This window comes from Specibacter sp. NPDC057265 (assembly GCF_042668835.1).
GTDB lineage: Bacteria > Actinomycetota > Actinomycetes > Actinomycetales > Micrococcaceae > Specibacter.
This window is the reverse complement of record NZ_JBHUYE010000003.1, coordinates 178,197-190,339: the sequence shown is the minus strand read 5'-3', so window position 1 is coordinate 190,339 and position 12,143 is coordinate 178,197. Positions and strand designations below refer to the sequence as shown.

Annotated in this window: 13 protein-coding genes; 5 read left to right on the top strand and 8 right to left on the bottom strand. The window is 61.9% G+C overall.

All coding sequences use genetic code 11. The features are described 5' to 3' along the window. The first annotated feature begins 129 nt into the window (after window positions 1-129). The 3 genes from ACFUCV_RS04050 (at window position 130) to ACFUCV_RS04040 (ending at window position 2,638) form a co-directional block, all read left to right on the top strand. Window positions 130-1,482: an MFS transporter gene (locus ACFUCV_RS04050; protein WP_380812281.1), complete on the top strand. Its 1,353-nt coding sequence runs from the start codon at window positions 130-132 to the stop codon at window positions 1,480-1,482. A 235-nt stretch (window positions 1,483-1,717) separates the two neighbouring features. Continuing rightward, complete coding sequence (locus tag ACFUCV_RS04045) at window positions 1,718-2,020, top strand: hypothetical protein (RefSeq protein WP_380812279.1); 303 nt, start codon at window positions 1,718-1,720, stop codon at window positions 2,018-2,020. A 3-nt stretch (window positions 2,021-2,023) separates the two neighbouring features. Further along, a complete protein-coding gene (locus ACFUCV_RS04040; protein ID WP_380812277.1) occupies window positions 2,024-2,638 on the top strand; it encodes a DedA family protein in 615 nt (204 codons plus the stop codon). Window positions 2,639-2,691: 53 nt separating this feature from the next. Here ACFUCV_RS04040 and purN read toward each other — a convergent pair whose 3' ends face one another. From purN to ACFUCV_RS04020, 4 genes are all read right to left on the bottom strand, one after another. Continuing rightward, window positions 2,692-3,255 carry a phosphoribosylglycinamide formyltransferase gene (gene purN, locus ACFUCV_RS04035; protein WP_380812275.1) on the bottom strand — a complete coding sequence of 188 codons (564 nt, stop codon included), beginning with the start codon at window positions 3,253-3,255 and terminating at the stop codon, window positions 2,692-2,694. Between the two features lie 33 nt (window positions 3,256-3,288). Beyond that, a complete protein-coding gene (locus tag ACFUCV_RS04030) occupies window positions 3,289-4,539 on the bottom strand; it encodes a DUF6350 family protein (RefSeq protein WP_380812273.1) in 1,251 nt (416 codons plus the stop codon). A gap of 250 nt (window positions 4,540-4,789) precedes the next feature. Then, window positions 4,790-4,993: a cold-shock protein gene (locus tag ACFUCV_RS04025; RefSeq protein WP_038467205.1), complete on the bottom strand. Its 204-nt coding sequence runs from the start codon at window positions 4,991-4,993 to the stop codon at window positions 4,790-4,792. A 574-nt stretch (window positions 4,994-5,567) separates the two neighbouring features. After that, the gene (locus ACFUCV_RS04020) at window positions 5,568-6,041 is read right to left on the bottom strand and encodes a DUF1810 domain-containing protein (RefSeq protein WP_380812271.1); all 474 of its coding nucleotides are present in this window, start codon (window positions 6,039-6,041) and stop codon (window positions 5,568-5,570) included. A 424-nt stretch (window positions 6,042-6,465) separates the two neighbouring features. On the opposite strand from ACFUCV_RS04020, the gene ACFUCV_RS04015 reads away from it, so the two are divergent. Beyond that, on the top strand, window positions 6,466-6,756 hold the full coding sequence (locus tag ACFUCV_RS04015) for a hypothetical protein (RefSeq protein WP_380812269.1): 291 nt from the start codon (window positions 6,466-6,468) through the stop codon (window positions 6,754-6,756). 187 nt (window positions 6,757-6,943) lie between these two features. Next, a complete protein-coding gene (locus ACFUCV_RS04010) occupies window positions 6,944-7,333 on the top strand; it encodes a hypothetical protein (RefSeq protein WP_380812267.1) in 390 nt (129 codons plus the stop codon). Here ACFUCV_RS04010 and ACFUCV_RS04005 read toward each other — a convergent pair. From ACFUCV_RS04005 to ACFUCV_RS03990, 4 genes are all read right to left on the bottom strand, one after another. Next, the gene (locus tag ACFUCV_RS04005; protein WP_380812265.1) at window positions 7,317-8,246 is read right to left on the bottom strand and encodes a DNA-methyltransferase; all 930 of its coding nucleotides are present in this window, start codon (window positions 8,244-8,246) and stop codon (window positions 7,317-7,319) included. The genes ACFUCV_RS04010 and ACFUCV_RS04005 overlap by 17 nt on opposite strands. 61 nt (window positions 8,247-8,307) lie before the next feature. Then, complete coding sequence (locus ACFUCV_RS04000; RefSeq protein WP_380812263.1) at window positions 8,308-9,135, bottom strand: glycosidase; 828 nt, start codon at window positions 9,133-9,135, stop codon at window positions 8,308-8,310. 220 nt (window positions 9,136-9,355) lie between these two features. Beyond that, window positions 9,356-10,195: a DUF3883 domain-containing protein gene (locus tag ACFUCV_RS03995; RefSeq protein ID WP_380812261.1), complete on the bottom strand. Its 840-nt coding sequence runs from the start codon at window positions 10,193-10,195 to the stop codon at window positions 9,356-9,358. A gap of 269 nt (window positions 10,196-10,464) precedes the next feature. Continuing rightward, entirely contained in the window at window positions 10,465-11,964 is a 1,500-nt protein-coding gene (locus ACFUCV_RS03990; protein WP_380812259.1) for a SulP family inorganic anion transporter, read from the bottom strand. Window positions 11,965-12,143: the final 179 nt, after the last annotated feature.

The window sequence follows — 12,143 nt, the reverse complement described above, 5'->3', positions numbered from 1 at the left end:
TACCGTGCGGTGCAAGGGCATTGTTGGCCAACGGCGCGAACCCACCCGGGGTTGGCGGTGGCGCGGGGGGACTGCGCGCCGCCAGGATTAATCTCGTCTATTGTTTTGCCTTATGAAACGACAGGCGACATGAGCACCCCCACAGTACCTTTGACAGGCGACCACGTGGTCCAGGAACTGCCATGGCGTTGGCGCGTGCAGGGCAGCATTTTCATCATTGGCGGTTTGGGCTTCATGTTTGATGCCTGGGATGTGACATTGAACGGCTTCCTCATTCCGTTGTTGTCCAAGGAATGGGGACTCAGCACCGGGCAGGCGGCGTGGATCGGCACCGCGAACCTTATTGGCATGGCAGTGGGCGCGTTTGCCTGGGGTTCCATAGCGGACGTCATTGGCCGGAAGAAGGCCTTCACCTTGACGCTGCTGATCTTTTCGCTGTTTACGGTGCTGGGGGCCTTTTCCAATGAAATTGTCCTGTTTTGTGTGTTCCGCTTCCTGGCCGGCTTTGGTCTGGGCGGCTGCATTCCTGTGGACTACGCACTGGTGGGTGAATTCACGCCGCGCAAACACCGTGGCCGGGTGCTGACAGCCATGGATGCCTGGTGGCCCATTGGGGCAACCCTGTGCGGCGTGGTTTCCGCGGCACTCATGGCCTCTTTTGGAAACTGGCGCTACCTGATGCTGGTGATGGTGCTGCCGGCATTGCTGGTCTTTTGGGTGCGTGTGGGCGTGCCGGAGTCCCCCCTGTATTTGGTGCGGGCAGGGCGTCCGGCCGAGGCGAAGGCAGTCATCAACACGCTCATTGAACGGACGGGTGCACAGGTGGGGCCGTGGACGCTGCCGGATCCGGTGGCGGTTCCCAAACTTTCCTTCGCCAAGGTCACGGACCAGCTGGCTGGCCTGTGGCGGTTCAATTGGCGTGTTACGGGCGTGGCCTGGTCCCTGTTTTTAACCATCCTGCTGGTTTATTACGGGGCCCTGACCTGGATGCCGTCCATTTTGGTGGCCACCGGCTACGCCCAGAACAAGGCGTTCATGGCCACGGCGTCCATGACCGGAATTGGTCTGCTGGGGGTGGTTGCCGCTGCCTTGCTGGTGGAGCGGGTGGGAAGGAAATGGTTGCTGGCCATCACCGGGCCACTGTCGGCTTTGTCTTTGGTGATCTTTGCGCTGCTCCTGGAGGCCCCCGTTGCGGCGCAACTGTGGTTGCTGGTCTTCGGCTTCGTGGTTCAAGTGGCCATCCCCGTGCTGTACACCTACGTTTCGGAGCTGTACCCCACCCATTTGCGGGCCACCGGCTTCGGCTGGGCCTCAACCGTTTCCCGGGTGGGGGCCGGACTGGTGCCGCTGATCTTTGGCTCGCTGCTGTGGCCCCTGCTGGGACTGCCACTGACTTTTGCCATCACGGGTGCTTTGGTGGTGCTGGCCGTTCTTTGGATGGCACGCTCGGCGCCCGAAACAAAGGGTGCGGCCTTGAACTGAGCCATTTCCCCGGTTCGGCGTGGGCAAACCTCCGCGGGGCAGTGGATCCAACACCTCCTGGACGTTTGCACCGCTGCCCCTTTACCCAGGGCAGCCCCCCGGACCCGGGCAGCCGGCGGTCTGGGCAAGGTGTTCCCAGACCTTGACCACGGCGCTGTCAGGGCCAAATGGTCAGCGCCCGCAGCGACGCAGTAGGCTGGGATGATCACCCACCCCCCTGATTGAGGACTGAGCTTTGAGCGCCTTGCTTCCCACCACATTTGCCGCCACCGGACTATTGGGGGGCTATCAGACTGCGCGTGCCACCAAGAACCGTCAGCTGGGCGGCGTCGTGCTGGCCGCCGCAGCCGCCGGCGCATTCCAGGGCTGGAAGAGGAATGCCGGGACTGGGACGGCAGTGGCCTTGACCGCAGGCTACGTGCTGGCTTTTGGGGGTTCACATCCGCTGGCGAAGCGAATGGGCTCCTGGCCGGCCGTGTACACGGTGACGGGGGCAACAGTGCTTGCCTCATTGCTGTTCGGACGCCGCAGAAAATAACCCATGGAATTTTTGGACAGCAGCACCGGCATCCCTGCCGGCTCTTGGGTCTATATGGTGGGCGGCATTTTTGTGATGCTCTCCGCAGTGCTCCCGCCCGTACCCAGCACCACTGTTTTTGTGGGCTTGGGGGCCGTCGCCGGATTTGACCACGGCCTTAGTCCGCTGATGTTGGTGTTGGCCATGATGGGCGGAGCCGTTGCCGGTGATCTGCTCACCTACTGGGGCACCCGCAAGGTCGGTGGGAGCAGGTGGGGATCAACCCGGGGGTCACGGCGCAAACGGGCCATGGATTCCGCTGCCCGCAGGCTCAAGGAACGGCCCTACATGTTCATGCTCACCTCCCGCTTCATTCCGCTGGGCCGGCTGTCATCAAATGTCGCGGCAACCGTGGCTGGTTATCAGCTAAAGGCCTTCGCGACGTATTCGGTGGCATCGGCGGCCCTGTGGAGCGTGTACTCGGTGGGAATCGGCATGCTCACCCAACAGTGGCCGAATCTTTCCACCCAGCTGGCAGTGGTGGCGGCGATTGTCTTTTCCATTGTGCTCGGATGGCTCGTTGGCAAAATTTCCGGCTGGTTTCTTGACCGCAAACAAAGCAGCCCCGCCGCCCAGTAGTTCTCAGGCGCCGGTGGTTCTCAGGCCCAGTAGTTCTCAGGCGCCGGTGGTTCTCAAGCGCCGGCCAAGCTCCCCAGAACTTCCAGCAGCAGTTCCCGTTCAGCAATCTTTATCCGCTCGTGCAGGCTTTCCTCGGTGTCCCCGGGAAGCACTGCCACGGGCGTTTGGGCAATGATGGGCCCAGTGTCCACACCGGCGTCCGCATAGTGCACGGTGCAGCCGGTGACCTTTACCCCGTAGGCCAGCGCATCACGCACCCCGTGGGCCCCGGGGAAGGCCGGAAGCAGCGCCGGGTGCGTATTGATGTAGCGGCCGGAAAAGGCATCAATGAAGGTCGGGGCAACTATCCGCATGAACCCGCTGGAGACCACGTAATCGGGCTGGTGGGCTGCCACGGCGCTCAGGAGGGCCGCGTCCCAGTCGCTGCGCTGGGCGTAGTCCTTGAAATTCACGACAAAAGTTTCCAGTCCGGCGGCGGCGGAACGTTCCACGCCGAGGGTGTGGTGCCGATCAGCGCCCACGGCGGCAATCTCAAGGGGAAGGCTTCCACTGTCCACGGCGTCAATGACCGCCTGCAGATTTGACCCGGTCCCGGAAACTAAAACAACTATGCGCATGGTTCCAATTTTAGGGCCCAAGAGAGCCATCCCCTATTCCTGCGCCGCCGCCTGCTGTGATCCCTGGCGCGGGTGCGGGGCCAGTGCGGCGTCGCCCTCCAGCCAGGGTGCCAGCAGGGAACCCAGAACGACGCCGGCCCCCACCTCCGCGCCAATCCACAGCGCCGCCGTGAACGGCTCGGGACCCAGTTCGCTGAAGCGGCCAATCCCGAGGGAGCCTTGGGAAAGCCAGAACAGCAGCCACGCCATGGCTGCCGCTGCCAGCCCCGTGACCATGCCCAGGAACAGGGTGGAGCCAGGCAGCGAGAGCCAACGCACGCGCACCTTCAAGGACAACCACTCGTCAAAATGGTTCTCCCCGGCCCGGACAAACCACCAACCGGCCAGCACACCCGCGGCAATGGGGATCAGCAGTGCCGCATAGCCCAGGGTCAGTGGTCCGGTGGGCAGGGCGGCCAAAATGGGAATGGGCGGAACCGGAGCGACAGCTGTTGCCAGGGGTGTCACGGTGGATCCTGCACCCACGCTAAAACCATCCCCACCGGCCCACGCCATGGCCCAAATTGCCAGGTTGGGCATATAGGCCAGTTGGCCCAGCGTCAGCGCGGCTCCCCCCACTGGCCCTGGACGCAGCGCCTGGTAAACGGCCACGATGTCATTCCAGCGGGCCAGCAAATTCACCGTCAGCAGCAGGGCCGAAAGGGACAGTGCCGCCACTGCGGCCACGAAGGCTGAACGGAGCACCGCCCAAGCATAGGATCCTGCCCAGCGCTGGTCCTGGCTGGTTTTGGCTATCCAATCCGCAGCGCTGAGGCCAATGAGCCGGCTCCAGGAACCGGCTTCCAGGCGCGAACCAACAATGAGTCCGGCGACTGCGGGGATCAGCGGCACCAACATGCCCGCCAGCAGGGGCGCCTCCACTCCGGGGGCGCTGCAAACAAAGGCTGTTGCCAGGCCGGCAGCACCGTAGACCAGCGCAGCGGCGCAGAGGGGTTGCCAGAGCTGATCCGTGTAGGAGGCACGTGCCAGGCGGCGCCCGGAGCGCCAGGAGAGGAAAAAGGGAATCAACAGCAGGCCCAGGGGCAGCAATGTGTAGGACCCCACCTCCACGGTGGCGGAGCTTGGCCCACTTGCCAAGGTGACGCTGAGCGGCACGCCGTGGCCCAGCAACCAAATTTGGCCGGCAAGGCTGGCAATGGCCGAGCCATCAGCTGCCGCAAAACCACCGGCAAACCATGTCGCCGCCAGCGGAATTGCCACCACCAGCGCAGAGATGACAAACATTTGGGCAGCCTCAAATGCTCCCTGCAGCCATAGCGGCATAGGAATCCCATTGTGTTCACGCTTGGCCGCTGTGCTGTTCATCGTCTTCAATGGTGCCACACGGCGGGCTGCCTTTTGACGCAGGCACCGGTGCAATGGCCCACAAATACCGCCGTATTAACACAAATAGGGCCCGAGATAAACTCGGACCCTATTTGTTCAAGCCACTTGGCCTAAAGAATGAGCAGTTGCCTGCTTATTTACTTTAGAATTAGATGGCCTGGATGTTGACTGCCTGGGGACCCTTGGGACCCTGCTCAACATCGAAAGAAACCTTCTGGTTCTCTTCGAGGGAGCGGTAGCCTGAGGAGTTGATCGCCGAGTAGTGAGCGAAAACATCCTGTGACTGATCATCGGGTGAGATGAAGCCGAAGCCCTTTTCAGCGTTGAACCATTTGACGGTGCCTGTAGCCATTATTTCTATTTCCTTCTGAAGTTGGAGATTCCGCCCGACTTTCGGGCCTCCGTATACGGTGTAAGTCCGCTTCTCCAGAAAAGCGACGTCTCCCCAAGGGGTGGCATCGCTTCAACTACAAAAAACGCAACACTACAACTACGAACAAGTATACATGCGAAAAAGCCTGGCGCCGCTTAATTTTGAGATACGGCTCACCCTGCCGGGTTTTCTGCAAGCCTCGGGCACCGCCAGCCCCGTGTTTGAGCGGTTTATCAACCCAAAACACCTTTCGACATATTTCCGTCATGAACGTTGGGAGGGCCCCGCTGCGGGGAAAGGGCGCGGTCGCTTGGAGCTAAGTTTCAAAAAAGTGGGCTGTTCCCCCGCCGCGGACTTGCTGGCGGGACCAGGGCGGTCATTGGCCTGCGCTCCCGGTTAAGGATTTCCGGAAGTTGCCGCAGCCCAGAAAGGCAAGGCCTTGACCTGCCTGCGAGGCGATCCGGAACCTCTCCTGCTCCATGTGCCGCCCCGACGGCAGGAGCAGGTGGTCACCTTGCTGTCATTGCTGAACCTTCGTGCCGGTGCGCGTCCCTCATGGTTCCACTGCGCCAGCCTCCCGGGCACCGGGAGGCTGACGGCGCCAGGACGAGACCATGGATTCCGTGGCAGGGTCGGGAACACCGCCGTAAAATTTTTCCAACACCTGGCCAAACAGGGGCTCCCCAGGGGCAGCCGCCTGAAACAGGGTCATGGAGGAAGCCAGTTTTTGCGCATCAGTATGGCCCAGCACTTGTTCGGCACTTTGCCCGCTGGTGGACAACAGCAGCCTGGAGCATTCCCGCAACCTGTGGCCAAGGACAGGATGGGCCGCGTATGCCACGGCCTCGGCCCAGGAAGCAATGGCGTACCGTTTGGCAGTCGGGCTGTGGCCGAGGCCCTGCACCTGCGGGAAAATAAACCACATCCAGTGGCTGCGCTTCCGCCCTGCGCGCAGTTCCTGCAGCACCTCCCTGTACACCTGGTCCTGGGCGGCCAAGAAACGCGTGAGATCAAATTGTCCAGCCATGGAACACCTTCCTTTAACGTCTGGGAGCTGCTGCCACATGTTGCCGACGGTAAACGCCACGGTTCCGCGGCGACGTCTGCCCTGCAGAAACACCAACACCTTATGCCCCCAGTATCGAGGCAACGCTGCTGCCAGGAAAGCGCGGTGCGCTGGGCCAGCATTGATCAGCACGCTAAAGGGGCCATGCGTCAGCGGACTTGCCGGCCCTCCGGGATGTGGGGGCGCGCCTGAACTCCGCCGTACCCGTGGCAAACAGACGTCAACCATCCCTTCCGGGTTTGAGCCAGGAATGCCTGTGGGCATCACGCGCGACGGCGGCTGCCAATGCTGGTAGACATGGAGCATGAACGACACCACAGGGCGCCCTGCTTCACACGGCCACGCGCATGGAGCCAATCCGCAAAGGACCCAACTGACAGGGACTATGGTCTCACTTGTGGTGTGGGCGGTGGTGGCCCTTCCCATCGTCCTGCTGGCTTTGCTCATTTTCGCCCAACTCATGCAGGCTGACAGTGGTTTGGCTGCCCCCCGCAACCTTGGCCTGATCTTTGGCGGCGCCATACTGTTGTTGTGCATGCTGGCCACCCCGCATTTGATGGGCCAGGCGGCACGCTTCCGTGAACGCGCCATGTGGCTGGCAGCCCTTGCCACCGGCGTGCCCACAGCGGGCGTCGTTGTTTACTTCATCTTCCGCTGGCTCGGGAACCTCGGCTGATGCATGAGTTCGGAATGGGCCGCGGCAGGGGCCCTTTCCGACAAGAGGTCCATCCTCTCAAGGCCGGGACGGGGACAGCCGCGTGGGCATGGATCGGCGGTTGGGCGCCCGCCACAGCACAGGACGGCGGGCCGGATGTGGGGGCCTTGGGGTGGACCTCCCGGCTTCACATGCCACAATAATTGCCATGGCCTACCGTGAAATCCCCTCCCAGCGACTGGCAGTCCCGCGCAGCAGCCCATCCGCGCAGCCGGCGGCCCAGCACCGCTCCATCTGGTGGGCCGTGGGCGTTTCAGTGGCCGGTTGGGCACTGTTGGCGTACCCGGCGTTCCTGCTCTGCATGCTTTCACTGCTCATTGTGAACGGCTCGCTGGATGGAAATGTGACTGCCGGCTCAACCATTTTGGGCATCTTGGGCTTTATGTCCACGGCATGCATGGTGGTGTTTCCGCCGTTGCTGGGCTTTGCCGTGAAAACACGACGCCGGTCCCTCTGGCTTCCGGCAATTCTCACCGGGGCACTGTCCCTGGTCATGTCCTTTTACCTGCTCGTGGGCTGGATCATTCCCTTTGCGTAGCTCCGGGTGGAAGTTGGCCGTGTTTTAAAAATGTCACAGCGTCGGGGCCCAGTCGCGTCCGCATGACCTCGATGGCTTCCGGGTTTTGGTCCACCAGCACAAAGCGGCGCCCCAGTTCCAGCGCAGCGGCGCCCGTGGTGCCGCTGCCGCCAAAGAAGTCCAGCACCCAGTCCCCGCGTTCGGTGCTGGCGGAAATGATGCGCCGCAAAATTCCCAATGGCTTTTGCGTTGGATAACCGGTCTTTTCACGCCCACTGGGTGAAACAATCGTGTGCCACCAGGTGTCTGTGGGCAGCTTGCCCAACGCCACTTTCTCCGGCGTCACCAGCCCGGGCGCCATGTACGGCTCCCGGTCAACCTCGGCACTGTTGAAGAAGTACGTCTTCGGATTTTTGACGTACACCAAGATGTTGTCGTGCTTGGCGGGCCATTTCCTTTTGGTGCGGGCGCCGTAGTCATAGGCCCAAATGATCTCGTTCAAAAAGCACTCGCGGCCAAAGAGCGCATCCAGCAGCACCTTGGCGTAATGCACCTCGCGGTAATCCAGGTGCAGGTACAGGGTGCCGTCGTCGGACAGCAGCCGCCAGGCTTCCTCCAGCCTGGGTTCCAAAAATTCCCAGTAATTGCCGAAGGAATCGTTGTAGCTAAGCGTCAGGCCCTTGATGGTCTCGTAGCTGCGGCCCTGGAAGCCCACCCTTGAACCCGAGGCACTGCGCACATTGGTCATGTTCTGGCGCGCCTGGACCTTGCCGGTGTTGAACGGCGGGTCAATGTAAATCAGCCGGAAGCTCTCATCGGGCAGCGTGCCCAAGAAGCTGAGGTTGTCACCCTCGGCGACCAGGTTCCCCCCATCCGCCTGCCACGCGGTGGCCGGTGCCGGGCCCAGGGGGGAACTGCTCGCGTCCAATGTCATGCTTCAAGGTTAATGGCGCAGCTGGAAAGCAGCTAAACCAGTGTCGGTGCCCCGTCGACCCTCAGTAGCTGTCAGGGCGGTGCACGTCTTTTGTGACATGGCTGTAGTGGAAGGTGACGGGTCCGCCCGGGTGGACGAATTCGTGGTTGGCGCCGTTGGGCACACCGTAGGCGCCATAGTTTTCATCCCATGAGCCATTGACCACCACTTTGTAGCTGTAATGGCCGGCGGGAAGATCAAGCGTGAGCTTCCAGACCGACTCATCAAGGCGCATCTGCGTGCCATCGTGCGTGGGGTCCCAGTCCTCGGAGCCGCCAAGCAGGCTGTTGAAATCCCCTGCCAGGGACACGGAGTTGGGCTGCTCGGCAGACGCTCCACCATCCACCCCGACTGCCGCCGTTTCATCGGTGGAGTTGACACTGGCCTGTATGGACGCCTTCTTGGCCGTGGATTTTTTGGCTGCCGCCTTTTTGGCCGCCTTCTGCTCCGCAGGCTCTTCCGCCTTCTGCTCCGCAGGCTGTTCCGCAGGCTTTTCCGGCGGTGGTGTGTCTGCAGGGACCGGGGTGTTGTTGTTGAGGGCGTCAACAAGTTTTTCCACGGTGTCGAAGGCAACTGTGGCGCGCAATCCATTGTCGGTGATGGCCCAGCCGCTGCGGCCCTTCGTCATCCAGCCCACCTTGGCCAGGCTGGCTGTGGCCTTGGTCAGGTTCTTGTGGCCACGGGGAATGCCGCCGGTCAGGAGCTCGGCCTCTTCCGGGGTGAAGGGCACCCGCTTGACGGCCTCGGCCAGGATCTCTCCGCCATTGGGCTTTTTATCCAGCCACGAAGCTGCGGCCATGATGTCCAGAACTTCTTTAAGGCGACGGTTGGTATTGTCTCGGATGGTCACAGTTGTCCTCCTGTTGGCACGGGTCGTTTCCACTTTTGCACGCAGAGCTGTTACCGCGCAGTAGATGACGTGATGCGGCACTAGGGCCACCACGCACCAGCTTACTGTCACGTTCCCCCGTCAGTCCCCTTGGCTGGGGCTGTGGGGCGTTTTGGCAAAAGATTTTCACATGAATCCGGTCCTGCCCGCCCGCCGTGGCGTTCACCCGCACCGGCCCTGCTTAGCCCGGAAAAGCCTCAAACACATGGGGCACGAGGGTGCAGGTGTTCTCCAACGATCCCCTCATGGTGAATAGTCCTGCGGTGGCGCCGCCAAACCCATGTAAACGGTACAAATAAAATTTTTCCGGCACTTCCGAGGACAATGAGATTTCATTTTTGGTGGCCAAAAATGGCCAATATTCTGTGCGGCGGGTGGTTTTTACCTCAATCAATTTCTCGGAACCGTCGGCATCGTACGACAACACATCGAACCCCAGCCCGTCTCCCTGGGTCACTGCCACGTGTTCCACCGCCTTGGCCAGCCGCGGCAATCCTTGGGCCACAAGCTGCGAACGCTCGTAGTTGACCACTGCCACTTCACCGGCAAGGCCAAGTTCACGCCTGTCCGATTCAAGGCGCACAAAGTCGTGTTTGATGGCCTGCCGGTGGTAGATGCGCTCCGCAATTTCCACCACTGGCGCCTCTCCCAGCTGAAGTCTCAGATCCGGGGAGGGCGTGGATACAGGCCCAGCCACTGACTTAAGCATCAGGGCCTCCAATTCGCTGTCCAGCTTAAGGCGCCGTTCCACTTCCCGCCGGAGGGCGTTCTGCACGTTGCCACGGGGCTTGTAACCGTCAATGTAAAAGGATCTGAGCGCAAGCAGCACTGCACTGATGTTGGCATGCTTGAACTCGATGGCACCCCGGCTGCGCCCGGTGACGTCCTGCAGAGTTCGATTGAAATGGGCCTTGTTCACTGGGATTCCGGACAGTTCCGCGCGAAGCATCTCAAAATAAGTGTCCACCGTGACGGCAATTTCCTTTTGGGTCCATGCGCTCCCGGCACCGTTTGCCTTCATCCGGCCAGGCTACAGCAGTCCGTACCAATCACCCGGACGGGGAGGCAAGCCGCGCCCAGCCTGCCGTGGGGGCCGTGCTCCGCCCCCTGCCCGCGCGTTACAAACCGGTTTTGCCACCCTGAATGGACGACAGTTGGCAGCTGCGCCCGTCAGCATTGCACAGGCGAACGGGAAACCCACCGGTCCTGCAGGCCCCTCAAGGCAGCCAAGCCTCTGGGCCACCCCGGCAAAGGCGCACGCGCACGGAAAGTTCCGGCGTCGCCCACGCCCTAATTGCCGCCCAGTTTGCCGGCCAGGCGGCGGCGCATTTCCGTGCTGGCCTCATTGAGTCCCACAATCTCCACCTGCTTGCCGCTGCGGCCATATTTGTCGGCAATGGCGTCGAGGGTGGCGCTGGTGGAGGCATCCCACAGATGGGAGCGGCTCATGTCAATGATGACGTGGGCGGGGTCCAGGGCATATTCGAACTGGGTGTACAAATCATTGGAGGAGGCGAAGAACAGCTCCCCGTTGACGGTGTATGTGACGCTGCCCCCGCCCACTGTGCGCTCCACGGTGACGAAGTGCGCCACCCGGCGGGCAAACATGACCATGGCCAGCACGGTTCCCGAGCCCACCCCAATGGCCAGGTTGTCAGTGGCCACGGTGGCCACCACTGTGATGACCATGACGAACGTTTCACTTTTGGGCAGCGCCTTGAGGGTCCGGGGGTGGATGCTGTGCCAGTCGAACGTGGCCCAGCAGACAAAGATCATGACAGCCACCAGGGCGGCCATGGGGATCAGGGAGACCACGTCGCCCAGCACCACCACCAGCAGCAGCAGGAAGACCCCGGCGCTGAACGTGGAGATGCGGGTCCGTGCGCCGGAGGCCTTGACGTTGATCATGGTCTGGCCAATCATGGCGCAGCCGCCCATCCCGCCACAGAAGCCCGTGACGATGTTGGCCACACCCTGCCCCCACGCCTCGCGGGTCTTGCTGGAGCGGGTGTCTGTGATGTCATCAACCAGTTTCGCCGTCATGAGCGATTCCAGCAGACCCACAAAAGCCATGGCGAGCGCAAAGGGGAAAATGACCTGCAGCGTCTCCAAGGTCATCGGAACGTTCGGGATCAACAAACCGGGCAGGGAATCGGGCAGCTGGCCCTTGTCCCCCACCGTGGGAACCACCACGGCTGCCAGCACCGTGATGAGGGTCAGCACCACAATGGCCACCAGCGGCGCCGGAACCACCTGGGTGAAGCGCGGCAGCACAAACATGATCAGCAGGGCCACTGCCACCAGGGGGTACACCAGCCAGGGCACATCAATTAGTTCCGGCAGTTGGGCAAGGAACACCAGGATGGCCAGGGCGTTGACAAAGCCCACCATGACCGAACGCGGGATGAAGCGCATCAGCTTCGCCACCCCGGACACGGACAACACAATTTGCAGCACGCCTGCCAGGATGACGGCGGCAATGAGATGGTCCACGCCGTGGGATTTCACCAGAGGGGCAATCACCAGGGCCACCGCGCCGGTGGCGGCCGAGATCATGGCTGGGCGGCCGCCGGTAAAGGCAATGGTGACTGCCATGGTGAATGCGGCGAAAAGCCCAATACGCGGATCCACCCCGGCAATGATGGAGAAGGCGATGGCCTCCGGGATCAGGGCCAGTCCCACCACCAATCCAGCCAGCACCTCGGTCTTTAACCGCCGCGGGGATTTCAAGGTCCCCCAGACCGACTGCAACTGTTCGGGGCTGAGGGGTGTTGCTGGTTTCACGGCCATGGCTGGCTCCGTTCATGGTCGATCACAGTGCTGCGGGGGCAGTGGATTGCGGCTTGTTCCAGATCAGGATGCACCTCGGGCCAAAATGGGGGCGCGGAAAATCCCGGAACGGGAACCTCCTTTACTTTAACGCACAGACAACTGCTTGCCTGCCCGGAATGCAGCGCCCTGCAGGCGTT